The 24,354-nt window shown below is 51.8% G+C and carries 30 protein-coding genes and 1 other annotated feature; of the genes, 2 read left to right on the plus strand and 28 right to left on the minus strand.

The window, feature by feature from the left end:
• Position 1 precedes the first annotated feature (1 nt).
• From MKZ07_RS11530 to MKZ07_RS11650, 25 genes are all read right to left on the minus strand, one after another.
• Entirely contained in the window at positions 2–547 is a 546-nt protein-coding gene (locus MKZ07_RS11530; protein WP_442792472.1) for a UbiX family flavin prenyltransferase, read from the minus strand.
• A 53-nt stretch (positions 548–600) separates the two neighbouring features.
• Complete coding sequence (locus MKZ07_RS11535; protein WP_036698133.1) at positions 601–1,476, minus strand: UbiA-like polyprenyltransferase; 876 nt, start codon at positions 1,474–1,476, stop codon at positions 601–603.
• On the minus strand, positions 1,469–2,221 hold the full coding sequence (locus tag MKZ07_RS11540) for a demethylmenaquinone methyltransferase (RefSeq protein ID WP_036698135.1): 753 nt from the start codon (positions 2,219–2,221) through the stop codon (positions 1,469–1,471). The genes MKZ07_RS11535 and MKZ07_RS11540 overlap by 8 nt, the downstream gene beginning before the upstream one ends.
• 3 nt (positions 2,222–2,224) lie before the next feature.
• Positions 2,225–3,094, minus strand: a complete 870-nt coding sequence (locus MKZ07_RS11545) for a heptaprenyl diphosphate synthase component 1 (protein ID WP_036698136.1) — start codon at positions 3,092–3,094, stop codon at positions 2,225–2,227.
• 114 nt (positions 3,095–3,208) lie between these two features.
• Positions 3,209–3,748 carry a hypothetical protein gene (locus MKZ07_RS11550; RefSeq protein ID WP_036698138.1) on the minus strand — a complete coding sequence of 180 codons (540 nt, stop codon included), beginning with the start codon at positions 3,746–3,748 and terminating at the stop codon, positions 3,209–3,211.
• 106 nt (positions 3,749–3,854) lie between these two features.
• Positions 3,855–4,103, minus strand: a complete 249-nt coding sequence (gene mtrB / locus MKZ07_RS11555) for a trp RNA-binding attenuation protein MtrB (RefSeq protein ID WP_051478165.1) — start codon at positions 4,101–4,103, stop codon at positions 3,855–3,857.
• Positions 4,104–4,205: 102 nt separating this feature from the next.
• Positions 4,206–4,478: an HU family DNA-binding protein gene (locus tag MKZ07_RS11560; protein ID WP_019909963.1), complete on the minus strand. Its 273-nt coding sequence runs from the start codon at positions 4,476–4,478 to the stop codon at positions 4,206–4,208.
• Between the two features lie 355 nt (positions 4,479–4,833).
• Positions 4,834–6,312, minus strand: a complete 1,479-nt coding sequence (spoIVA, locus tag MKZ07_RS11565) for a stage IV sporulation protein A (RefSeq protein WP_036698141.1) — start codon at positions 6,310–6,312, stop codon at positions 4,834–4,836.
• A 443-nt stretch (positions 6,313–6,755) separates the two neighbouring features.
• A complete protein-coding gene (locus MKZ07_RS11570; RefSeq protein ID WP_051493891.1) occupies positions 6,756–7,508 on the minus strand; it encodes a DUF3939 domain-containing protein in 753 nt (250 codons plus the stop codon).
• A gap of 53 nt (positions 7,509–7,561) precedes the next feature.
• The gene (locus MKZ07_RS11575) at positions 7,562–7,927 is read right to left on the minus strand and encodes a 2Fe-2S iron-sulfur cluster-binding protein (protein ID WP_036698143.1); all 366 of its coding nucleotides are present in this window, start codon (positions 7,925–7,927) and stop codon (positions 7,562–7,564) included.
• A gap of 27 nt (positions 7,928–7,954) precedes the next feature.
• A complete protein-coding gene (locus tag MKZ07_RS11580) occupies positions 7,955–8,572 on the minus strand; it encodes a hypothetical protein (RefSeq protein WP_051493857.1) in 618 nt (205 codons plus the stop codon).
• An 80-nt stretch (positions 8,573–8,652) separates the two neighbouring features.
• Entirely contained in the window at positions 8,653–8,832 is a 180-nt protein-coding gene (locus tag MKZ07_RS11585; protein WP_036698144.1) for a DUF2768 family protein, read from the minus strand.
• 198 nt (positions 8,833–9,030) lie between these two features.
• Positions 9,031–9,306 carry a stage VI sporulation protein F gene (locus MKZ07_RS11590; protein ID WP_036698146.1) on the minus strand — a complete coding sequence of 92 codons (276 nt, stop codon included), beginning with the start codon at positions 9,304–9,306 and terminating at the stop codon, positions 9,031–9,033.
• Positions 9,307–9,373: 67 nt separating this feature from the next.
• Entirely contained in the window at positions 9,374–10,414 is a 1,041-nt protein-coding gene (locus tag MKZ07_RS11595; RefSeq protein ID WP_036698147.1) for an NAD(P)H-dependent glycerol-3-phosphate dehydrogenase, read from the minus strand.
• The gene (plsY, locus tag MKZ07_RS11600; RefSeq protein WP_036698148.1) at positions 10,407–11,024 is read right to left on the minus strand and encodes a glycerol-3-phosphate 1-O-acyltransferase PlsY; all 618 of its coding nucleotides are present in this window, start codon (positions 11,022–11,024) and stop codon (positions 10,407–10,409) included. The genes MKZ07_RS11595 and plsY overlap by 8 nt, the downstream gene beginning before the upstream one ends.
• A gap of 12 nt (positions 11,025–11,036) precedes the next feature.
• Entirely contained in the window at positions 11,037–12,362 is a 1,326-nt protein-coding gene (der, locus tag MKZ07_RS11605) for a ribosome biogenesis GTPase Der (protein ID WP_036698150.1), read from the minus strand.
• A gap of 140 nt (positions 12,363–12,502) precedes the next feature.
• The gene (gene rpsA / locus MKZ07_RS11610; protein ID WP_143804273.1) at positions 12,503–13,831 is read right to left on the minus strand and encodes a 30S ribosomal protein S1; all 1,329 of its coding nucleotides are present in this window, start codon (positions 13,829–13,831) and stop codon (positions 12,503–12,505) included.
• 175 nt (positions 13,832–14,006) lie between these two features.
• Positions 14,007–14,594, minus strand: a complete 588-nt coding sequence (locus tag MKZ07_RS11615) for a lysophospholipid acyltransferase family protein (protein WP_036698151.1) — start codon at positions 14,592–14,594, stop codon at positions 14,007–14,009.
• Positions 14,591–15,301, minus strand: coding sequence for a (d)CMP kinase (gene cmk, locus MKZ07_RS11620; RefSeq protein WP_036698153.1), 711 nt, complete (start codon positions 15,299–15,301; stop codon positions 14,591–14,593). Before cmk ends, MKZ07_RS11615 begins: the two co-directional genes overlap by 4 nt.
• 210 nt (positions 15,302–15,511) lie before the next feature.
• Positions 15,512–16,165 (minus strand): flagellar brake protein, encoded by a 654-nt coding sequence (locus tag MKZ07_RS11625; RefSeq protein ID WP_179090428.1) that lies wholly within the window; start codon positions 16,163–16,165, stop codon positions 15,512–15,514.
• A 296-nt stretch (positions 16,166–16,461) separates the two neighbouring features.
• On the minus strand, positions 16,462–17,820 hold the full coding sequence (gene ypeB, locus MKZ07_RS11630) for a germination protein YpeB (RefSeq protein ID WP_036698156.1): 1,359 nt from the start codon (positions 17,818–17,820) through the stop codon (positions 16,462–16,464).
• An 87-nt stretch (positions 17,821–17,907) separates the two neighbouring features.
• Positions 17,908–18,054, minus strand: a complete 147-nt coding sequence (locus tag MKZ07_RS11635) for a hypothetical protein (RefSeq protein WP_179090427.1) — start codon at positions 18,052–18,054, stop codon at positions 17,908–17,910.
• Positions 18,055–18,132: 78 nt separating this feature from the next.
• Positions 18,133–18,828, minus strand: coding sequence for a glutamic-type intramembrane protease PrsW (gene prsW, locus MKZ07_RS11640; RefSeq protein ID WP_036698158.1), 696 nt, complete (start codon positions 18,826–18,828; stop codon positions 18,133–18,135).
• 76 nt (positions 18,829–18,904) lie between these two features.
• Positions 18,905–19,519: a genetic competence negative regulator gene (locus tag MKZ07_RS11645; protein WP_036698160.1), complete on the minus strand. Its 615-nt coding sequence runs from the start codon at positions 19,517–19,519 to the stop codon at positions 18,905–18,907.
• Between the two features lie 231 nt (positions 19,520–19,750).
• Positions 19,751–20,122 carry a hypothetical protein gene (locus MKZ07_RS11650; RefSeq protein ID WP_036698162.1) on the minus strand — a complete coding sequence of 124 codons (372 nt, stop codon included), beginning with the start codon at positions 20,120–20,122 and terminating at the stop codon, positions 19,751–19,753.
• Between the two features lie 94 nt (positions 20,123–20,216).
• Between MKZ07_RS11650 and MKZ07_RS11655 the strand changes: the two genes are divergently transcribed.
• A complete protein-coding gene (locus MKZ07_RS11655) occupies positions 20,217–21,089 on the plus strand; it encodes a polysaccharide deacetylase family protein (protein ID WP_036698740.1) in 873 nt (290 codons plus the stop codon).
• Positions 21,090–21,172: 83 nt separating this feature from the next.
• Here the strand turns inward: MKZ07_RS11655 and MKZ07_RS11660 are convergent, their stop codons facing one another.
• From MKZ07_RS11660 to MKZ07_RS11670, 3 genes are read right to left on the minus strand one after another with little or no spacing between them, the layout of a single operon-like run.
• A complete protein-coding gene (locus MKZ07_RS11660) occupies positions 21,173–22,021 on the minus strand; it encodes a metallophosphoesterase (protein ID WP_341025892.1) in 849 nt (282 codons plus the stop codon).
• Positions 22,018–22,395 (minus strand): hypothetical protein, encoded by a 378-nt coding sequence (locus MKZ07_RS11665; protein ID WP_036698164.1) that lies wholly within the window; start codon positions 22,393–22,395, stop codon positions 22,018–22,020. Before MKZ07_RS11665 ends, MKZ07_RS11660 begins: the two co-directional genes overlap by 4 nt.
• Positions 22,392–22,985, minus strand: a complete 594-nt coding sequence (locus MKZ07_RS11670) for a CPBP family intramembrane glutamic endopeptidase (protein WP_036698166.1) — start codon at positions 22,983–22,985, stop codon at positions 22,392–22,394. The genes MKZ07_RS11665 and MKZ07_RS11670 overlap by 4 nt, the downstream gene beginning before the upstream one ends.
• Positions 22,986–23,052: 67 nt before the next feature.
• On the opposite strand from MKZ07_RS11670, the gene MKZ07_RS11675 reads away from it, so the two are divergent.
• On the plus strand, positions 23,053–23,958 hold the full coding sequence (locus MKZ07_RS11675; RefSeq protein WP_036698168.1) for a hypothetical protein: 906 nt from the start codon (positions 23,053–23,055) through the stop codon (positions 23,956–23,958).
• A 113-nt stretch (positions 23,959–24,071) separates the two neighbouring features.
• Positions 24,072–24,299 (plus strand) — a binding site (T-box leader).
• The last annotated feature ends 55 nt before the right edge of the window (positions 24,300–24,354 follow it).

Below are 24,354 nucleotides of genomic sequence, written 5' to 3' on the forward strand. Positions count from 1 at the left end.
TTCATTCCCCCCATCTGCGAAATAAAGTATGCTCAATTCCGAAGCTATCGAGTACCTTGCCCACCATGAAATTGATCAGATCATCCATCGTGGCAGGACCGTAATAGAACGCCGGCATTGCCGGAATCAACTTGACACCCATTCGCGACAGCTTCAGCATATTCTCCAGGTGAATCGCGTGCAGTGGTGTCTCCCGGGGAACCAGAACCAGCGGACGCCCCTCCTTCAGCATGACATCCGCAGCCCGCGTCATCAGATTGTCCGAGCTGCCATGCGCTACAGCAGACAGTGTTCCCATCGAGCAGGGCATAATAATCATCCCCTCTGTCCGGAAGGAGCCGCTGGCAATCGAAGCGCCGATATCCTGTACCGGGTGGTACACAAGAGAACCGGGATAGCTGCCGAACTGCTCGTTCAGCAGTCCTTCCCGGTCAGTTACGGCATAGCCCAACTCCTCTTTGAAAACACGCCAGCCTGCATTACTGACAACCAGATGTACTGTATAACCGAGGGACAGCAAGGTCTCTGTCAGCCGGATGCCGTAGATTGCCCCGCTCGCACCGGTAATGCCAACCACTAAGTTCTTAGGCTTAAGTTCGGTCATTTGTAGAACTGCACCACCAGGTCAATCAGAGTAAAGGAAAAGACCACAATGCTAAGCACGCCGTTCATGGTAAAGAAGGCGGTCTGCAGCTTGCTAAGATCACCCGGAGACACAATGTAGTGCTCATAGAAAAGTATAATGTAAGCAATCACCATGCCGGCCACATACCACCAGCTCAGATCCGTGATGAACAACAGGGAGATGAAGCCCAGGGCTGTCAACAGATGAAAAACCTTGGCAATGCCCAGCGCACGGGCCACCCCGAAGCGCACCGGAATCGAATACAGACCTTCCTTGCGGTCGAAGTCCACATCCTGGCAGGAGTAGATGATATCAAAGCCTGCTGTCCAAAATACGATCGTGAAATAGAAAATCATAGCAGTCGAGTCTACCGTTCCTGTAACCGCAACCCAACCGCCGAGAGGCGCAAGGGCAATCGTAAGCCCGAGAATCAGATGACAGGCCCAGGTGAAGCGTTTGGTGAAGGAATAGATGACCAGCAGAAAAACAGCAATCGGCAGCAGCTTCGCTGACAGCGGATTGAGCCTCAAGGCTGCCCAGAACAGCAAAAAGAACGAGAAAGCGATGAACAGCGATACCTCTCCAACCTTCAATAATCCTGCCGGAATGGCTCTACCCGCTGTCCGGGGATTCTTCGCATCACTGATCCGGTCGATCAGCCGGTTAAGCCCCATAGCCGCGCTGCGTGCGCCGAACATAGCAACAACTACCCATCCGATCTGGCTCCAGGAGGGCAGTTCCCCGAACATAACTACTGAACCAAGCAAAGCCCCCATAAAGGCAAAGGGTAAAGCAAAAACCGTGTGCTCAAATTTAATCATTTGTAGAAAAATACCGATTTTCTTAAACATTACAGTTCTCCTTGAGTCCAAGATGTAACGCCGCGATGCCACCATTCAAGGGGAACGATTCCACTTTTGTAAGTCCGGTATCCCGGAAGATCTCCTCTAATTGCTTCCTGTCCGGGAAGAGTGCCAGTGATTCAGGAAGCCATTTATATTGCTCATACCGCTTGGCGAACAGCCTGCCGAGCAGAGGAAGCACACGCTGGAAATAAAAATAATAAATACCTTTGAACGGCTGCTTCATCGGCTTCGACAGCTCCAGGCATACCACCATACCGCCTGGCTTCACCACGCGCTTCATCTCGTTTAGTACCTGAACAGGATCAGGCACATTACGAAGTCCAAAGCCGATCGTCGCGTAATCGAAGGAATTATCACCGAATGGCAGCTCCATCGCATTCCCCTGAATCAGGGAGATACGGTCCTGCAGTCCGCGCGCCTCCACCTTGCGCCGTCCCACCTCCAGCATGCCTGCGCTGAAGTCCAGTCCCATAACATTTCCGTTCTCGCTCGCATCAGCTAGGGCTATGCTCCAGTCGCAGGTACCGCAGCACAGGTCCACTGCCGAGTCCCCCCGCTTCATGCCCATCTTGCGCATGGTGAACTTCCGCCAGGCCTTATGGCGCCGGAAGCTCAGAATATCATTCATCAGATCATATTTGCCGGCAATGCTCTCAAATACCGAATGAACAAATTGCTCCTTCGGCTTCTCGCCTTGCCCGCCTGTTACGGTAGCTTTATCTACTGTCATTCTCTAACCCTCCACGGCAGCTTGTCCGGAAATTTTCATTTGCAGAAGCAGGCGGTCCAGTGCTGATCTAAGCTGACCCGCCAGTTCCTCATCCCTGATGCTCTGCAATAACGACTGAATGGACGCAAGCGAACTATGCAGCTTGTCCGTCAGCAGTGTATCACATTTGCACCTCAGCTTCAGCTTCTGCCAGTCCTTGGGGTCCAGAGTCTGCCCCTTAAGACGCTGACGCTCCTCTTCGGTCGCCGACTCCATCACCTTCCAGTAAGCATAGCCCGTAAGCGCACTTCCCGGAGCTGCCCCCCGGCGCAATTCCTGGGCTGCAGTCTCACACTGGCTGAATTCGGCCAGCAGCTTCTGCCAGACGTCTCTCAGGGACTCTTCAATCAGCGGTGTAAAAGAAAGAAACAGCCGCATATTGAGCTGTACCGTGTGCTTCAAGTATTGTTCGGCCGGGACAAGCGTTCCGCTCATCTTGCCGTAAAGATTGGCCTTCATCACATTGAAATCAGCGATAGCCGCGCTGAGCGTGCCCACCATTTCAATCTGACCTTGCTTCGCGAGCAGATGGTAGAACCAGCTGCTGAAATAATCACCGGCCAGAACCTTCAGCTGGCGGGTGCGCATAATATCGCCGCCGGGTTCTTCATGATTCCGGTCAATGCTCTCATGTGTATCCAGTCCAAGCTGGACGAGTCCAGTCACCAGGGTGAACAGTTCTGCCTGCTGGAAGTCTGCCCCCCGGCCTCTGCCGAGAAAAATATATAACAAATGACCCCGCCCGTCTGAGAACGGCGGCAGTTCCGTATGCCGCTGAATCATATCGTAGTCGGTGTAGGGTTTAGCCAGTTGCGGTATGCGGTACGGTTTCATTTTAGCCTCCGAAGCCATTGACGTTTGTCAAACTCATTGTTCACAATCTTGTCTATTATATCACATGTTTTTTTGTCACGCACGGGTGGAGCCTTCTAGTTTCAATTACCCGGTTCAGGGATAAATGAACTGTTTTTTCCACAGCTCACTTTCGCTAATGCGGAAGCCGTTCTTCAGCGAATCGGGAAGAGGCGAATTGCCTGCGTTCTCCAGCGCCTCCTGCAGCAGGGGAGTCCACTCGCTGCGGCGGATATCACCGGCGAGGAGCAGGCGGCGGGTATCCAGCCACCTGTCCTCTGCCACCACACGCAGCAGCAGCTGGTCCACGTTCGAGGTCTCCTGAATTGCGAACCCGATAGCCAGAGCCATATTGCGGTACAGCTCCTGCGGTTCGTGGGCATCACCGTTCACCTTGAGATCAAGAGACAATACCCGGTTCTCCCAGCCTGCCTTGTCAATCATCAGACTCAGCGGAATCTCACTCAGCGCATCTACCAGATTGTCATTCTCCAGTATGAGGCCATCCGGACCTATCGTCTGTACTGCGCTATACTTGCTCTGGGCAGTTATAACGTTGCCGGCCAGTTGCGGCAACAGCAAGGTAGTAGCCGCACTAAGCAGCAACGCCGTTCCGATCAGCCAGCTCCGGTTCATAACATGCCCCCTACTCATAGTTTCCGCTGCTATGCAGGATTATACGGCGCCGCGGATCGGCCCTTACCTAGTTATATTTTGAAAAAAAGCAGGCTATGCCTGCTTTTCAGCTTTCACTCTCTAATTGTCCGTGTTTGCTCCAAATTTCAGCCTTGCCGCGGATTTTCATTGCTGAGGTGTGATCGGTGAATTGGGCAATGAGCACCTCGCCTTTGTCCAGCTTCTCCGTATGGTGAAACCGTGTGTCCAGCCCCCGGGTCAGCCCGATGACCTGAACACCGTTCTCCTTGGCCTTGACTACGATATAGTCGCTGCCGGACGGTGCAGGATTCACTTCATTCTTCTTCTCAGTCATTGTAATCCTCCTCAAAGTTTATGAGCCTTTCAAAAACAAATGCCGCCCTGGAAGGCGGCATCGTTGGTATTCAAGGACTATGGGGCAGATATGTAGAAATCTTTATTTGATTCCGTCTTTCAGCGCTTTACCGGGTTTGAATGCCGGTACTTTGCTTGAAGGAATTTCGATTTCTTCACCAGTCTGCGGGTTGCGGCCTTTACGTGCGGAACGTTCGCGCACTTCAAAGTTTCCGAAGCCAACCAGCTGAACCTTATCGCCGCTTTGCAGTGCACCTGTGATTGCTTCAAAAACAGCATCTACCGCTTTCGTAGCGTCTTTTTTGGGAAGTTCAGTTGCTTCTGTAACTACGTTGATCAAATCTGATTTATTCATGTCTTCTCACCTCCCTGGTTAAAAGTTCCGGTATCATACACTGTTTCCGTTTCAACGTAAAATATACGTGATAATCCCGTTTAATACTAGATACTGGCACCTCTCTTCTAGAAGCGCAACAAACTTATAGTAATACAGCCCAACCATAATATCAAGGCGTTCCTCAAAAAAGGAGCAGAAAGTAGCAGGTTCCCCTTCATTCCGCTGCAATTGCGCAGTCTATTACTACCAGTTATGCCGTAAAAACGGAAGCTTTCCAGGGAAATCCCCCCTTTTTTCTCGCTAGCAGCGAAAGGGCCCGGAAATAGCAAAAGAGCGGGAAATACTCCCGCTCCAAAGGACAAGCTCATTTCATTTAAAGGATGATGGCGATCAGTCCGCCCGAGCCCTCGTTGATAATCCGGCCCAGCGTTTCCTGCAGCTTGTAGCGGGCATTATCCGGCATCATCGCGATCTTGCCCTGAATGCCCTCACGGACTATGGAATGCAGGGACCGGCCGAAGATATCGGATTCCCAGATTTTGATCGGGTCATTCTCAAAGTCCTGCATCAGATAGCGCACCAGCTCTTCACTCTGTTTCTCCGTACCGATGATCGGCGAGAACTCCGACTCGACATCCACCCGGATCATATGGATCGACGGTGCCGTAGCCTTCAGCCGGACTCCGAAGCGGGAGCCTTGACGGATCAGCTCAGGCTCATCCAGCGCCATCTCAGCCAGTGAAGGTGCGGCGATACCATACCCCGTGGTTTTGACCATTTCCAGCGCTTCTGAGAAGCGGTCATATTCACGCTTGGCGTGGGAGAAGTCCTGCATCAGCTGAAGCAGGTGATCCTTGCCGCGAATCTCGACCCCGACTACCTCCATCAGCACCTGATCATACAGCTCTTCGGGAGCGTAGAGGTCGATCTCGGCTACCCCCTGGCCCATGTTCATCCCGCTGAGGCCTGCCCGGTCGATGAAATCATATTCAGTAAACTGGGAGACCAGGCGGTCCACATCGCGCAGACGGCGGATATCTTTCACGGTATCACGGACAGAGTTCTCATAGCTGCTGCGCAGCCAGTGATTCTCGCCCAGCACCATCACCCAGCTCGGCAGATTAACATTAACTTCATGTACAGGGAATTCATACAGCACTTCACGCAGTACACCAGTCACATCATCCTCGGTCATATTGGCAGCGCTGAGCGTCATCACCGGAATATCATATTTGAGGGCAAGCTCACTGCGGAGCTGCTGGGCTTCCTCGCTGCGCGGCCGGGTGGAGTTGATAACCAGCACGAACGGCTTGCCGACCTCCTTCAACTCGGCGATCACGCGCTCTTCTGAATCTACATAAGAGTTCCGCGGAATCTCGGCAATCGTACCATCGGTAGTGACTACCACACCCAGAGTAGAGTGCTCCTGAATTACCTTGCGTGTCCCGATTTCAGCCGCTTCCTGGAAAGGAATCGGTTCCTCAAACCATGGGGTCGAGATCATCCGCGGACCATTCTCATCCTCATATCCTTTTGCGCCTTCCACTGCATAGCCTACACAATCGACCAGCCGGACGTTAACCTCCAGTCCTTCGGCCACCTTAATCTGCACCGCATTGTTGGGTACGAATTTAGGCTCGGTAGTCATAATAGTTTTGCCTGCCGCACTTTGCGGCAGCTCATCAACCGCTCTTACCCGGTCTGCTTCACTGGTGATGTTCGGCAGAACAATCGTTTCCATGAAGCGTTTGATGAATGTCGATTTCCCCGTGCGAACCGCGCCGACGACGCCAAGATAAATGTCTCCGCCGGTACGCTCGGCAATGTCCTTGAAAATATCCACTTTTTCCAAAAGAGATCCCCTCCTCATATTACTCCGAAGAAAAAATGCCTGAAGAGCATCGACTTCGCGTTCCGCCGGCAAACTGGCCCTTGCAGGACAACCACCGGACTAAGCTTTGCCCGCCCGAAGCCTAGCTTACTTGCCTGAGGCGAAGCAAGGTTGCCCCGCGCTAAACTCCGAATGCTCGGACATGCATTTGGACTAGTATCATCATATGTATCCTTAACGGATTTATGACAAGCGTCCGCGCATTTTTGCATCTGAAATTTCGTATATCCTATCTAGCTCACCAACGCGTCAAGACGCCCGGAAGTCTTCTCATCAAGTCTATGAGAGCGGCCCGCAGCCTAGAACTACTATCCTTTCTGAGACCCCGCATACTAAAAAATAGCAAAAAAGCAGCAATCCCCGCCCTCGGAGAATTGCTGCTTTAAGTCTATAATAGTGTGCCGCTATTCCTGCGGAGCCTGGGGGACAGGACGGCCCTGGGCCCACAGATAAGGCAGAGACTTGACGGGGACATAGTAGGAGGCTTGCTTCAGCTCCAGACGCAGATCGCGCTCTGCCTTAGGCACACTGCCGTTCTTATCCATAGCCGAGGAGATATCCGCGCCGTAATCCACGTAGACCGTCCCGCTGCTATCCATCAGGAATTCTAGCGGCTGGCCCGAATATACGCTAATTAGCTTGATCGTTCCGGTCCCTGCCTGTTTGCCGTCAATGGATGCAAGGCCCGGATACAGCTCCTCCCCCGCCGGAAGCTTCCCGCCGTGTGCAGACTTATAGAGGTTCACCTTACGCTGGATATCGTTAACCTTCTGCACAGTCACCAGATCCATCAATTTGACCTGAGGGTCCGTCTCCTCATCCAGCACCAGAAAATGGGCGCTCCCGCCCTTCTCGAACGCCGCAGCCGGGATCTCATCCAGGTATCCTTCCTGCTGGAGCTTATTCAGGTCAATCACAAATTTCTCGTATCTGGGCGTGGCCTGATCACTGGTCAAGATCGGCAGAAGCCCTTTCTGCTTCTGATAATCATCTACCGCCGCCTGCACCCGCTTCACACTCTCGCGGTACCCGCTGCCGGGATGCTGCTGTTCCTTGGGATACATGCAGCCGCCTAGAGATAAGACCAGCAGGACAAGCAGCAGCATTGACACCCTCTTCCGCCCCTGCCGGAGCTTCACCGTGTGCATCGAGTCCATCCGCAGGGCTCCTCTCTGTTCACTTCTGTGCGCATATGCACCAGGGGTCTCAGCTACCATAGCTCCTCCGCTTCTCCACGGCGCGCCGCTTCCAGTCTGCGGCGGACGGCCGCCTTCAGAGGGTCCTCGGGAATATGCACCCGGACATCGCTCCATACAGCGGCCTGACAGGCCAAGCGGACACCTTCATCCAGCAGGCTGCCAAGCTTGCGTTTCTCTGCCTCTGCAGGAGGTCTAAGTGCTCCATCCGCATTCTCTACGGACACTTTGCACATCATGCACCCTGCCTTGCCCCCGCAGCGGGTAGGCAGAACGATTCCGGCTTTGCGCACAGCCTCCAGCAACGAAATCCCAGGCTTGACGGAAGCTGTGCGTTGTTCCGGAAGGAAAGTGACCGTTATTCGTGATTTAGCATTCATCATACAGCCTCCTTCCTTGGATTCAGGTTATATACGCAGTGATTCAGATATCCCCAGCAGCTCGTCCAGCCTCGGCTGCAGACCGGCCTTCAGATGGTTCTCCTCAATGAGCTGCTCCAGGAGCGGCAGATGGCCTGCTGCATCCCGTTTGATCAGCTCCGCAATAGCATGGCAGCGTTCGTCCCTGCCGCGCAGGAGATTGAAGATCAGCTCATGGACAAGCGGCATCAAGGCCAGCCTGCCAACCCCTTCGTACGTACATTTCGGGGCATAGGGCTGCAACGTCCTGATATCCACTGAATATTGCCCGGAGCCGCCGCCGATCCTGAATCCGCCCACCAGCTCAACCTTCACCTCCCCGATGAAGTAGAGTCCGCGCAGGGAGTAACAGCCTCCGCTATGATCCTCTTCCGGTGCGCAGACAGTGTACCTCAGCAGTGCCTGATGAAGCTTCGCGGTATCCTCCAGATCACAATAGAGGTCAATATCGCGCGGAGCAGCACTGAGCTGAACCCCGTGCAGCAGCAGGCCGCAGCTCCCCCCCAGCAGCCACACCGGCGGCTTGCCAGACCCCATACTATCTAGTTCTTCCGCTATTCTGCCAAGTGCCGTCTCAACCACATAGGGAATTCCTGAACCGGCCATCGATTTACACACGCCCCATCCCTGTAAAATCAGTTAATGATTCTGTCAGAAATACGTCTGCCTGAGTATAATGTAAATGCTTACATAATTGAAGCGGCCCCGCCAAGAACTCCGATCAGCAGGATGACAAAAGCAATGACCGATAAAACAGCTCTAAGCAGCCCCTTCGTCTTACTGCGTGCAAAAGTAATCAAAAAAACGGATAAGCCCATAATCAGTACCGCAATCAGTGATAGCCACATTTTTGTCATCGGGTCCATAGGTCATGCGCCTCCCATTCACTTTATCCGGATTGCGATTATTATAGCGTGAAACGCGGCATTTTTTAAGTATTAATTTACAGATTAGACCCCGTGGATTAAAAAAGGGCATCAACCGCGGAATCAGCTTACCTTCCGGAGTTATGCCCAGTCTGAAAAGGAGCCATCCCGGCAGGAATGGCTTACTTCAAGGATATTCTATTTTTTCAGCATCATTTTCATTAAAGACTCCATCGTACCGGAACCGGCGCCGCCTTTTTTAACAGCATTGACGATCTCCTGCACGGTAGCCTCGCTGACCGGCACTTTAGCCATAGCGGATACCTGTTTAATTAACTGGCGGAGCTGGGCTTCATTCTGTGTGGTGCCCGGCTTAACCGTACCGGCCAGCTTTTTGATGGCACCTTCTGAAATGTTTTTGCCCGTCTTCTTGTTGATGGCGTTCAAAGCATCCTTGGAAAAATCTCTGCTCACTGTTCATCCCTCCTCCGTCAATCCCCATTAACAACATATGAGATATTCCGGCAAAAGGTGAACGTGATCAGGAATGCCACTGCTCCCAGGTCTCCTGGGAAATGGCCTCCATTTCCGTCTTGCGGTCACGGCCCATAAGAGCTTCCACAGCATTACGCGGTGTTCTGCCCTTGAATAGCACATGATAGATCTGGTCGGTAATCGGCATCTGTACGCCCAGCTTCAGCGAGATCGCATAAGCAACCTCCGTCGTCCGGATGCCTTCGACAACCATCCCCATCGAGTCCAGCACCTCATTCAGCGGCTGGCCCTGGCCCAGCATGGAGCCCGCACGCCAGTTCCGGCTATGCTGGCTCGTTGCCGTTACGACCAGGTCACCGAGTCCGGCAAGGCCGGAGAAGGTTAAGGGATTCGCTCCCATTTCCACACCGACCCGGGAGATCTCGGCCAGGCCGCGGGTAAGCAATGCTGCCTTCGCGTTGTCCCCGAAGCCCAGCCCGTCAGATAGCCCGGCACCCAGCGCGATAATATTCTTCAGTGCACCAGCCAGCTCTACCCCTAGCTGATCCCTGTTGGTATACACACGGAAGTCATTGTTAATGAACAGCCCCTGTGCCGCCTTGGCACGGCCCTCATCCGGCGAAGCCACTACGACCGTGGTCGGACAGAGCCTCACCACTTCTTCAGCGTGACTCGGCCCGGAGAGCACCACAATATCTCCTTCACCGCAGCCCAGCTCTTCGGAGATCACTGTGGACATCCGCTTCATGGTCTCGGTCTCGAAGCCCTTCGTGGCATGAATGCAGAGCATATCTTCCTTCCAGAACGGCTTAAGGCTATGCGCCACCTGGCGCATTCCGGAAGAAGGCGCCACAATGACTACCGCCTTCGAACCGGAGACGGCAGTCTCCATGTTCGTGGTGGCAATAATATTCCCGGGGAGCTTGATCCCCGGCAGGAAATGATGATTCGTATGTGCTTCGTTAATCTCGGCAGCCTGCTCAGGCTTTCGCGTCCACAGATAAACCTCCGAGTGGTTAGCCGCCAGCACAGTAGCCAGCGCAGTTCCCCAACTGCCCGCGACCAGCACGGTTACTTTATCAGACAACGCGATTCCCCTCCTTGGCTTTGGAGCCGATTTTGTTCTCACGGCCCTGCGAGATCTTCACGATATTGCTGCGGTGACGCCAGAAGGCGAACACTACAATGATCAGGCTTCCCCATAGCTCCGGGGTCGTATGCTCCGTGAAGAGCAGACACACTGGAGTCAGAGCCACAAAGATCAGCGAGCCCAGCGAGACATACCGTGTAAGAACAATAGCAAGAATGGCAATCGCCCCGGCAATCACTGCAGGCCAGAATACCAGTGTAGCCATCACGCCAATCGTCGTTGCGATCCCTTTCCCCCCGCGAAAGTGAAAATAGACCGGCCAGTTATGCCCGATGATGGCAGCGAGTCCGCAGACCACTGCGACCCAGCTTCCCCATCCACCGGCCCATGTGCCAAGCCAGACTGCGGCAATTCCCTTCAGTACGTCCAGAAACAGCACCAGTATGGCCGGTCCCTTCCCCATCACACGCAGTGTATTGGTCGCTCCCGCATTGCCGCTTCCATATTGGCGGATATCAATCCCCTTAAGCAGCCGGGCGAGCAATACACTGAAGCTGATGGAGCCAAGCAGATAGCTTATAACGATAACCAGAAGTTCAAACGCCACTACTCTTCTCCCCTAACCTTCGTTCTCGGATTTGCGCCGTGTAAAGAGGCGGATCGGTGTCCCCTCGAAATTGAACGCTGCACGCAGCTTGTTCTCCAGGTAACGTTCATAGGAGAAGTGCATCAGCGAAGGATCATTGACAAATACCACGATGGTCGGCGGCTTCGTTGCCACCTGGGTGACATAGTTAATGCGCAGACGACGGCCTTTGTCCGTAGGCGGAGGATTAATTGCCACGGCATCAGAAACCACATCATTCACAAGATGGGTGGTAATCCGCAGGGCATGCTGTTGGGCCACATGCTGTACTACAGGCAGCAGTTTCTGCAGACGCTGTTTCGTAAGCGCAGACAGGAATACCACCGGAGCATAGCTCATGAACAGGAAGTGATCGCGGATGTTGCGTTCGAAGTTCTGCATCGTCTTGTCGTCTTTCTCAATGGCATCCCATTTGTTGACGACAAAGACCGAAGCCTTGCCCGCATCATGGGCATACCCGGCAATATGCTTGTCCTGGTCGATGATGCCTTCTTCGCCGTTGATTACAACGAGTACAACATCAGCGCGCTCAATCGCCTTCATAGCTCTCATTACACTGTATTTTTCTGTGTTCTCATAGACCTTGCCGCGTTTGCGCATGCCCGCTGTATCGATCAGCACATAACGCTGTCCATCCCGTTCGAACGGCGTATCAATCGCATCGCGTGTAGTCCCCGCAACATCACTGACAATAACGCGTTCTTCGCCCAGAATCGCATTGACCAGTGAGGATTTACCCACATTCGGACGTCCGATCAAGGCCACACGGATGACATCTTCATCATATTCCTCATCAACCTTGTCTGGCAGACGCTCAACAACCGCATCCAGCAGATCGCCGATTCCGGTTCCGTGACTTCCTGAAATTCCGATCGGATCACCAATTCCAAGGGTGTAAAATTCATAAATATCTTCGGTACGCTTCATGTTATCCACTTTATTGATAGCTAGAACGATCGGCTTGCCGGAGCGGAACAGAATCTGCGCCACTTCCTCATCCGAACTTGTGAGTCCGCTCTTCGCCTCGCACATGAAGACGATCACATCCGCTTCCTCAATCGCTAACTCCGCCTGAACGCGGATGGATTTTAGAATAGCGTCTTCTCCGTCAATCTCAATCCCTCCAGTATCAATGACACTGAAAGATTTGCCGTTCCAGTCGGAGACTCCATAAATCCGGTCACGTGTAATCCCCGGTTTATCTTCTACGATGGCCAGTCTATCGCCAATCAGCCGGTTAAAGATCGTCGACTTTCCGACGTTAGGCCTGCCGACAATGGCCACTACGGGTCTTGCCATTTTCATTCCTCCTGTCTTCCTTACGTTACTCATCATAGCAAAAAACATTCCAATTGGCTAACCGTGAAAAGACAATCGGCGAACCCTCTGATCGAGGGCTCGCCGATTACTTTACCCGTTATGATGAGATAACAAAGGGATTAATTGTTACCCTTGAATTTGTCCAGCTTGTCGCCGAAACGTTCAGCCAGTGTGAAGCTGAGGCCTTCGTTGCTGAGCGATACGTTAGGATTGTTCAGCACTTCTTTAGGCGCTCTGTCTCTGCTGTTGCTGCGTTCTGGTCTGGCCGAAGGAGCCGGAGCTTCTTCCGTTTCCTTGATGCTCAGGCTGACGCGCTTCTCGGATGGGTTGAAGTCAAGTACTTTCACTTGTACTTCCTGTCCTTCCTTGAGTACTTCGTGCGGAGTACCAATGTGCTTGTGGGAGATCTGGGAGATATGCACAAGGCCTTCAACGCCTGGCAGCAGTTCAACGAATGCACCGAAGTTTACAAGGCGTTTAACTTCGCCTGTAACCACATCGCCGATGTTGATCTGACCTGCTGCGGAATCCCAAGGACCCGGAGCAGCTGCTTTGATGCTGAGGCTGATTTTACCCTTTTCAGGATCAACCTTAAGTACTTTAACGCGAACCTTGTCGCCTTCGGATACTACATCGGATGGCTTCTCCACGTGGTTCCAAGCGATCTCGGATACGTGAACCAGTCCGTCTACGCCGCCAACATCAACGAATGCGCCGAATTGAGTCAGGCGTTGAACAGTACCTTCGATGATTTGACCTTCGGACAGCTCAGCCATAATCTTCAGCTTGTTAGCTTCGAATTCTTCCTCCAGAACTTCTTTGGCAGAGAGAATTACCTTGCTGTTCTCACGGTCAAGCTCTTTCACTTTGACACGCAGTGTGCGGCCCTTGTAGTCGCTGAAATCTTCAACGAAGTGACGCTCAACCATGGAAGCCGGGATGAAGCCGCGTGCGCCAACGTCAGCCACAAGGCCGCCTTTGACAACATCAGCTACAGTAACTTCGAAGGATTCCTGGGAAGCGAAATACTTCTCCAGATCTTCCCATGATTTTTCGCTGTCGATGGCACGCTTGGAAAGCACCAGGCTTTCCTTGTTGTCGTTGATGCTGACAACCTTGCATTCCACTTCTTGGCCAACTTCTACCGCTGCTGCGGCATTGTCCAACTGAACGGAAGACAATTCGCGAATAGGAATAACGCCGTCGTATTTATATCCAATGCTTACATAAGCTTGGTTATCTTCGATTTTGACGATTGTTCCTTTCACGGTATCGCCTTTTTTCAGAGAAATGATTTCCAGACCTTCCTGGCTTGTCACTTCTTCTTCATTGCTGGCAACAACTTCTGCAGATTCGGTTACAGCGGATTCCACAGCTTCTGCCCCTTCTACGGTCTCGTTATTCTCAACGTTATCCGCAGCTTCTTGATTCTTGATTTCTTCAGACATGTGATTACCCTCCTCGATTCAAAACCCCATTTATTTAAACCCGCGTAGAGCAGAGTTCAAAACAATCATTACATCGTTAAACCATTTCTCTTTGTTGATTAGTATGTTCCAAAAAATAGCGGTTATGCTGTAATTTATAAGCTATTCACGGAAGCAGGAGATTTGACTCCCGGACTTACCGCGAACTGGGCTTGCCGGTACTGATCATTTCATGGATGCGTCCCATAATAACATCGGTTACAGCTTCCAGAGAATCACTTCCCGCACCTTCAAATGCGCTGAGGTCTATGGGTGCCCCATAGACAACAGTCATCCGGCGGAACGGCTTGTAGGACCCGATAATAGCTGCCGGTACAACGGCTGCGCCGCTGCGGAGCGCGAAGCTTGCCGCACCCTTCTTGGCTGAACCGGAATCGGAGTTCCGCGTTCCTTCCGGGAAGATGCCCATCACATGTCCGCTGCGAAGCGTATTGAGGGACGTCTTAATGGATTCTTTGCTTACGCCGCCACGTTTGACAGGAAATGCGCCCAATTGCTTAATGAGCCAGCCCAGCACCGGAACATTGAATAATTCCGCCTTGGCCATATACCTAACCTGTCGCTTCAGCTTAATGCCGATCGTCATGGGATCAAGCAGGCTGATGTGATTCGCGCAGAGCAGGACTCCACCCTCCTTCGGCACATTCTCTCTTCCCACAATCTTGAGCGGGAACAGTATGGCATAAATCATACGAAGCAAGGCCACGCAAAATGCATAAATCATAGATGATTTCTCTCCCCGTTAACATAGGTTCTGCAGTGGGAGACGATGGCTTCCACGGCCTGAAGGATATCCATATGCGTCGTATCGAGAAGAATAGCATCCTCGGCACGCCGCAGCGGTGAAATCTCCCGGCCTTCATCAAGCCGGTCCCGCGCTGCAATATCATATTCAAGCTGCTGGAGAGTCACTGTTTCCGTATCCTTCAGTTCCTTGTAACGACGGAGAGCACGCTCCTCCACACTTGCCGTCATGAAAATCTTCACTTCGGCATCCGGCAGTACGGTTGTACCGATATCCCGGCCATCCATTACGACTCCCTTGCGGAGCGCCATCTGACGCTGCAAGTGGCTGAGTCTGGATCTAACACCCTCAATCTTCGAATACTGCGACACCTGGCCGCTGACCTGAAGACTGCGGATATGCGGGGTCATGTCTTCCCCATTAATCAGCACTTTCTGCACATCTTTCTCCGGCAGAAGCTCAATCGCCATATTCTGGACCTTCTGGTCCACCAGCTCATGCTCCTCTGCAGCTATGCCTTCACGAAGCATATACCAGGTGATTGCCCGGTACATGGCACCCGTGTCCACATAAATGTAAGACAGCTCCCGTGCGACCAATCGGGCTACAGTGCTCTTGCCTGCCCCGGCAGGTCCGTCGATGGCGACGTTAATTCGGTCGTTAGTATGTGTACCCTGCCTGTCCAACGGGGCATTCCTCCTCAAACACTCTTCCGCAGAAATATGCCTATCGACATATCTCTCTAGGAACTTGCTGATATTCTCAAGAAAAAAGCAGGCATTGCCTGCGACTTATAAAATTATACCACAGTTTGAACCCCAGTGCAAAATGACATTGAGGTTTTTTAGGGAGAAAAAAGCCAATTTAGGGCCCGTTTGAAGATTCCTGGCAGGGAATCAGCGGTTGCGGAAATCGAATTGGCGTTCAAAGCAGTACCGGATAATTTTTTGCCGTTCCGCATCGGAAATGGCCGAGAATTTAACCATGACCAGATTCCGCCCGGTCTCCAGCACTTTGATCCGTACAATCTCGCCTTCGAAATTAACATGCTCCGTGCTTCCGTTGCGGTAGGATACGAGCAGCCAGCAGGCCAGCTTGTCGGCCACCCCCAATGTAATCTTGGCATCGCTTAAGAATGACGTCCCACCGCCGCCGATATCCTCGGTGCGCACCAGAAAACGGCTGCCCAAGGCATCCTTAACAGCCAGCTCCAGCTCTGCATTGACGCGGAAGAAGCTGCGGCGCTGAATTTTGAAGATGGATTCTGCATCAGGCTTGCGCAGCCGAACCATCCGGATGACATCTTCTTTGAATCCGAGCACATGAGTATTGAAGTAATTTTTGATGCCGCCCTCTGTGAGAAAATAGACCGACAGCTCGTCACCGACGAACAGCTTCTTAAGCCGGCCGTTGCTCTCCTGCATGGGTATTTCTATCAGTATGCTCTCGTCCTCCATATCAGCAATCCTTGCCCGATACTGGATCTCAGACTCTGCCGCATCGCTGGATGCTACCTGGAGGTATAGATATTCATTGATTTTGGGATACAAACATGTCACCGCCGCTTGAGTTAGTAATAAATGCTAAACCGATTATAGCACGCCCCTTCATAGCCGGTCAGAAATATTATTAGGCATTAGCATAACTACATTTCATTGCTAAGTAGAAACGGCTATGCCGTCCTTTTATAGGACGGTACCGTTTCAACGAGAAATAGAAGGATAAGTTATCGTGTGAAACATATAAATTCTTATGTTTCAAAAAAAAAGACGCCCTCCGTTTCCGGAAATGCGTCTTCTCTATTATAACAGTGCTTATCCTATCCGTCCCAAATTAGGAAGTCCGGCTATTTATCCTGTGCTCCCGAGGAGGTGCGGATCTGTTCCACCGCTTCCTCATTGCCGTCTGCGGCATTCAGATAAATTCTGAACTGTGAGCCGTTGATTTTGCCGCCGAATTCGTATGTCAGCAGCTCCACTGCATCTTCATTCTCAATCCAGGCCAGCCGGTTATACAGCTCCTTGAACTCCGGGTTAAGCATCGCTCTGACTTCATCCAGGGACAGCTTCGGTTTCGGCAGCACGCGCTTCTCCTTATGCTCATTCACATAGTCGCTTGCCTGAAACCCTACAGCTTCCCCCGTATCCAGCCCGACACGAACCGTCATTTTCTCAGGATAGATGAGCACGCCGTCCTGGCTGCTGACGAAGGTCAGATTGCCCAGATTATCATACCGGTCCGCACTCACTGCAGTCATGCCGGGATATCCCTTCTTCTCCAGGAACTTGCCCGCCTTCTCCACAGCCTGCTTCATGGATACTTTGGCCGGTCCAACCTCGCGGTTATCATTGTAAGAGATCAGCAGTCCGCCTTCCGCCGTGAAGTCCATCGAGACCGGCTCTTTATGCTCTGCGGAAGTCACAGTGGCTGTATAAGAGGCCCACTCGGTTCCCTTCCCGTTCTCCTGAATCTTCACCTGTGCCTTCCCGCCCAGCCCGGCGAACTGCATCGCCTTGCCTTTGATCTGGTCAGCGGTAACCGGCTTGCCGCCCAGCTTTTTCACCGACCGCTTATCATAGATGCTTGCAACCGAAGGGCCGTAGTCCAGCTCCGGGTATGCCGCTACGCGTTTATCCACGGTTTTGAACCCGTCGATGATTGTGTTGTCTTCGGCCTTCTGTTCTGTAGCCAGTGCAGTCTCTACATCCATCCAGCGCAGCTTTTTGCCGATGACCTTGTCCTGAACCTTTTGCAGGTCCCTGGAGATTTCAGACGAATTCTGGTAGAGCGTCTTCAGATTCGCCATCTCCCCCTCTGTTAGCGGCTTCTTGGTGAAGTCACGCACCGCAGCCTTGTAGGAGAAATTGGCGATCTTGGAGAGGAACTCCTCCGTCTCACTGAACGGCAGCAGCATCAGCGGCAGCTGATTAATCTCGTTCTGCGCCTCGCTGGTAATCCGCCATACATTAACCAGCCCCTTGCGGTGCATTCCGTTAGAGGTGGTGTTCACGGCAAGCGTATTGCCCAGCTCACCATGAAGCCGCTCCACATGGAAGGACAGATCATGGAACGCGCGCTGATACTGATTCTCCGCCTTGATCAGAATCGAATTCTTCTCCTGATTCTCCTGATACCCCCAGACGAGCGCTCCAAGCAGCAAGAGTGCGGTAAGCGGGAACATTATGGCACTTAATCTTTTGTACATAGGTCCGCATAGCTCCTTTCAGTAGCTTATTGCCGTTAGTTTGACAATAACTGAGAAGTCTTATGCACTATTTCAAGAATCCGGTCTTCAGGCCCGTTCCTCAATCTCAAAGCCGCTTACACAGCTGCACAGACATTGCTTGAAGCCGGTCTGGACAACCCCCTGCTCCTTGTTCCCTCTTAATATGTAGGTTTCGCCGCACTGCTTGCAGACAATCCGAACTTTTACTCGCAAAAAAAGACACCTCTCTCTCCTTTCTGGAATTCCTTGCCTTAAGGAACTGCCCTGTAGGATTAAGTGTGTCCATCTCGATTATAGGTTAACCTCTTCCTCACGCTTCAAAAAGCGAAACGGGGACCGGCTGTTGGCCCGCGCTACCTTCCCCATGCCTCTATACCATAATACTGCCATCAGGGGCACGATAAACCAGATCCAATAGTTAGCTGTCGTGGCGATCAGAAAATCATAGATTCCATGCCACAGCCAGGGCAGGAGCAATGAAATCAGTAGAATCTTCCGGGTCTTGATCCCGCCGGAGAACTTGGCTCTGCCCATATGGTAGCCCATAATTACGCCGAACATGGCATGTCCGGAGACTGGAAGCAGTGCCCTTAGAATCATGGTGCCGAATGAAGCATTGCTGTACCACGCATACATTACATTCTCTATTGTTGCGAAGCCGAGCGAAATCGCTACGGCGTATAGTATTCCATCATAGGGCTCGTCAAATTCGGTATGATTGTAAATCATATGGTACAGCACAAACCACTTCAGGGCCTCTTCCACCCCGGCTGAGATCAGAAAGGAATCCACATAAGGACCACCGCCCAGCCCCAGCACAAGCCCCCTCTGGATAATCATCACCGGCAGCACGATCAACAGGCCAAGCAGGAACACCTTAAGCACCATATGGAGCGGTTCCTGATCATACTTGTCTTTCAGATAGAAAAAAGTCAGCAGCGCAAGTCCCGGTGCAACTGCTGACGAAATGACCGATAACAATAGCACCGAATAGCCTCCCTTGCGCTTAAACCTAATCCCTGCTGAAGATGTTATAAAAGGAACCGTACCTTACCATACTCTCTTATTCCTGGCGTTTAAAATGATTGCACAGCGTCTGAATCGCATTCTCCGCCATAACTGTCTTGCCGTATTCAGCCAGAACAGCCTGAGTTACCGGAGAGGAATCTCCGAATTCAGCGAGCACACCTACCAACCCTGACAGTGCAGCCTCTTCAAACTCCTTTGGATCGAAGTAGAGGTACCATTTATCATTATAAGAATACAGTTGTCCTTGAGAAGTAATATTGCCGATGAGTACATGAGCCGCTTCCACCAGAACCTCGAAATCGCGGAACGCATATACAATGGAGTCGCTTTGTTCAAGAGTAACTTCCATTTCATAAATCTCTTCAGGCAATTCATCTTCCCCGGCCCCACCGTACTGATGGTGATCATATTTCCCCCGGGTCACAATAACGACCATGCCTTGCGCGGGCAATGCGAACACTTCCACGGCAAGCGGACCCGTAGCATCAAAACCAAGCTCGCTGTATGCCTGATCCATCATTTCCGTAAAGAGGTCGTGTACCTTGGGAACCTCCTGCCACATATCTTCCTTCTGGATGCCCCGCTCGCTCAGGTCGTCAAAAGTGAGGAAAATCCGTATCTTATCTTGACTTAATCGCTCTATTCTCATGACAGGATCCTCCTTTTGCAAGCTCATTTAATATTAATGTATGATGAGTCCCGAGTAATGAGCCAAAAATGGTTACTATATACGTATGTTATCATTTTGAAGCTACAAATGCACGTAAATAAATATAGATTCAGCCCAATTTGCTGCCCATTATATGTAAAGCCATATTAAAAAAGAATCACTTCAGCGATGCCGGCATCGCCAAAATGATTCTGCAGCGGTTAGATCCGGTTACAAACCCGGTATGGCGGTATGAGTATCTTTGAGAATCTGCTCGACTTCATGTTTCACATCTGGGTTGCTGCGGATGAAATCCTTCAGCATGTTCAAATTTGATTCTTTGGACTTTAACGGGGAGTCCTCTTTATGATCGCCACCACCGGATACATGAGAGCCTGAGTGTTCATGGCTGCTGCCCGCTGCCGTGCTGCCGAAGCCGGTCATGGCCATCCCCATAATTTTGTCCTTGGCCTTGTCACCCGCATTGTAGGAAGAACCATTCGAATGCATTAAGGCAGACATCATGGCACTGCGTTTTTTGGACATAATCATACTGGCGGCTGCACCAATCAGCACCCCGCACAGAAATGACGAAGTATTCATATCTCCAACCTCCTTGTATGGTAAAATCATGCTTAGTGTTCGCGGAAAGGTAGCCGCTCATACAGCCAAACAACAAGAAAGCGAGATGAAAAAAGTGGGTAAAGCAACAATAACGCTACTCCTGGCGGCTTGTCTGCTGTCAGCTTGCACTAGCGGCGGAAATACAGGCAGTCAGGCAGCGGAGAAGACGCCGCAGTCTGCGGCAGCAACAGCCGCGGCGGAGACAGCCGCATCTCCTACACCTGAGGTAACAGCATCAGCTGCACCTGAGGCAACTGCATCACCGGAGGCCACGCCTGCGGCAGCCAGCGATGCGCAGGTGCCGCTGCTGTACCATATGAACAAGAATTATGACATTGTCCCTAATGATCCGGCGACGAACAAGAAGGTAGTCCTGCTGACCTTCGACGACGGGCCAAAGGAAGCGGAATTAATCAATCCGCTAATGGATACGCTGGACAAGCACAAGGCCAAAGCGATCTTCTTCGTCAACGGTTACCGGGTGAAGGAGCATCCCGAGCTGCTGGAGCTGATCCACAAACGGGGCGGCGTGCTCGGCAATCATAGCTGGGATCATATTGTACTGAAGGACAAGCCGGAAGCCGAAGTGAAGAAGCAGATTGAAGATGTTCAGAAGATCGTCAAGGATATCACAGGTGAGACCCCTCACTTTTTCCGTCCGCCGCACGGTGCCGGAGGTGACGTAGGCAAAAAAATCGCTGCTGCAAACGGCATGCTCTATATGACCTGGTCCAATGGCTCCCTCGATTGGGAGATGAAGGCCAAGGATACGGATAAGACCAGCAAGCTGATCAGCAATGTCACTGGTCAGCTGCATTCCGGTAGCAATATCCTGATGCATGAGCTGCCTTGGACGGTAGAGGCACTTGACACTCTGCTCACTACGCTTGAGGGCAAGGGCTACAGCTTTGTAGATCCGCGCAGCATTGAGCTGAAGATGCGCTGAACTCTGAATACATCAAAAAACGGTTGTCCCACAAATGTAGGCAACCGTTTTTTTGTCGTGTTAAGTATCTATCTCATTACTCCCTAAGAACCTGAATGCTGCCCTCCGCAGCGCAGGGTCAGTACATGCATCTCAGCCGGACTGCGCCAGCGCAGCGGCAGATGCGCAGTACCGAACCCCCGGCTGATCAGCATCTTCAGCGGCGGGAGACCCCCTTTATAGCTCCGGGGAATCTCATACATCCCCGCATTATATTGGCGGTAGAACTCATCGGTATGCCGGTTCCCGATCAAGGGCAGCACAACCTGGCCGCCATGGGTATGCCCGGCCAGAATCAAGTCAGCCGGAACTTCCTGCTGCCGGGACAGCCAGAGCGGATCATGCACGAGGATGATCCGGAAGGCTTCCGTATCCGCTTCATCCACGGCGGGCAGAGGTCCGTAGACCTTTTTGCCGCCTTTCCTCGGGAAATCCACCCCGGTCAGAATAAACTGCTCACCGTCCCGTTCAATGACGCAGTTCTCATCCACCAGCAGACTGGCTCCACTTCCCCGGATGATGTTATCCACCAGCGTGATGTTCGCCCGGTAATCATGATTACCGTGAACGGCATACACAGGCGCAATGGAGGTTACCAGTGTCATATTCTCCAGCAGACGTTCTATAGAAGCGCCCTTCTCCGTCATATCACCGCCTAGGAAGACAGCGTCCACCTTCCCCCGCAGCGGGGTCAGCATCGCCTCCGGCAGACGGCGGCGGTGAATATCCGTAATGAGCAGTATCCGGTAGTGGTCGAACACGGCAGGAAGCCGCTCCAGTACAATATCTTGATTATTCAACCGTTTCTTGAAGGCAGCAACAACCATCAGAAGGCCTATGACCCCTGCTCCCCCAAGACACACAACAAGCAGACTCAGGAGAACCGTAGTCAACTCCATAGGCTATCCAGATCCGGTGCCCCGTTTATTCCCCACCACAGCAGGAAGCCCAGCAGCATCAGAAATAAGACAATCAGCGAATTGATGAACATTTTGCTGAACCGGATTCGTTCTGACGGATAACTCTCTGCACGCGACGGAGTCTGCTCCCCTTCCTCCTGTGCCGCATCACGTTCCGGCCTTCCGGCGGCCCTGCGCCCCGATAAGCGTTCCTTTCTGGACAGGGTCCCTGCTACCGGCACCGGACTTCCCGCACTCTCTTCTGCTGCCCCGGAAGACGGCTGATGCTTGCCCGCTCTGACCGGAGACTGTTGTTCTCTCTTCTGCTGTTTCTGGCGGGACCTTACCCGGCTTAATTGTTCTGTCATGATACCCTCCTGTAACGAATAACCATACCGGAGAACAAATCTATAAGGAAATGGCACAATATAGGTGCCCACAGACTGCCCGAATGGATGTAGATAAGCCCAAGACCATAGCTGCTGAGGAAGACCCAGCCCGTAGGAATCCAGTGCCGCAGATAACGGACATGAATAACGGCAAATAGTATACTCGTCCAATACGGCCCAAGAGAATGCTGGATCGCTCCGCGGAACAACAGCTCCTCACACACCGCAACCACCGCTGAAATAACCACAATATGCCACAGCGGCCGTTTGCCGAACAGTAGCTCGTTGATCCCCCCGTCATCCATGCTGTCTTCAGGAACAATATGGGTCAGCAGGAAGTCAACAGCAAGCATAATGACTGCTAGGCCAAGGCCCCAGTACACGAAATGTACACTATCCGGAAAATTTAATATGTGAATAGGATTTCTTTTCTGCAATAATATCCATATCAAACCGATAAATAAGGTAAGGCCCTGAGTAATATACAGATTAATGAGTAACAGCTTGTCTGTTAACTGCTGTGGATCGGCCTTTTTAATTTTGATGTCACCCAATTTGAATTTTTTCATTATAACCTGCCTGTTCTATAAATGTTTTTACATAAGTTAATTCACCTATACGAAGGAGCACCTAATCATGAACAGCCGTACCTCCCGCACTCAAATGATGTACACACTAGGTTTTTTGTTTTTTCTAATATCCGCATTCGCTTCATTTTTCACGGGAGTCAAGGTTGGAGCTGACAAGACAGAGGCCAAGTATTCACAGCTGAAGGACCACCCAAGCGCCCAGGAATTCTCCGGCTCCTACCAGCAGCAGGATCTTGTCACCTTTTATCATAACGTATTTTTGCCCTACCGGGAATTCAAGCGCAATTGGAACGAACAGCTGGACGGTCTTGCCCGCAGCACGGATGCTCGCCAGAACGCGGCAACGCTGAAGAATCTGAGTATTCTGGCGGACAAGCAGTATGATAAGGTTACCCAGGATTCGCTCTTCACTAATTCACCGATGCTCTATGAATCTCAGCTCAATATTCTTAAGAGTCTCACACTCTTCTCCCAAGCCTCCGGCAAGGTGACTGCGGGTGCTTCCGGCGCCGAAGCCGCCAAAGTGCTGAGAAGTGACAACTTCACAACCAGTGCCGTAAGATTCGGGCTGCTGGCCCAGAAGAACTTCTATGATTCCATGCTGAAATGGGGGTCGAAGACCCATTCGTCCATTCCGCAGCAGTCCGGTGAGCTGAAGACAATCTCTTTCATTCAGTGGAAAAAAATGCCGCTCTTACTCAAGAATGCTTCCATAGCCGATATGATGCTGAACCGCGGCATCTATGCCGGCTATGATCCGCAGGATATCACCGCCAAGATTGACGATATGATCTATTCTGGGACCGCCAGCTCGCTGAAGCTGAATAATATTCAGTCCTCCGTGACCCTGCTCATCTCCACCGGTGCGGTGCAGGAGCAGGACTTCATCAAGTGGCGCGAACAATATTACGGCAAGGAGATCATGCCGCAGCTCCCTTTCTTCTATGAGTAGGACCAGTTATTGCATCATAACGAAAAATACGGTCCACTTCAAGGCGGACCCGTGCAGAAGAATCCTATTGACACACTTGGCATCACCATGTTACATTATGAAAAATTAATCAAGCAAAACCGATGATGGAACAAAGATTACTTGCAGCCTTCAGAGAGCCGGTGGGTGGTGGAAACCGGTGGCAGACATTAATCTTTAGCGCTCCTGAGATATTGTATTGAACACAAGAGTAGATACAATCGGATCACTCCGTTACCAGTGTGGCCTTTGCAGGCCAATGAGGCTGCTTCTTAACCGTTGCAGTGAATTAGGGTGGTACCACGACAACTCTCGTCCCTTACTACGGCAGTAGTATGGGGTTGGGAGTTTTTTTATTGCCATATTCCTATGAATCTG

The organism is Paenibacillus sp. FSL P4-0338 (genome assembly GCF_038002365.1).
Taxonomy (GTDB): domain Bacteria; phylum Bacillota; class Bacilli; order Paenibacillales; family Paenibacillaceae; genus Paenibacillus_AQ.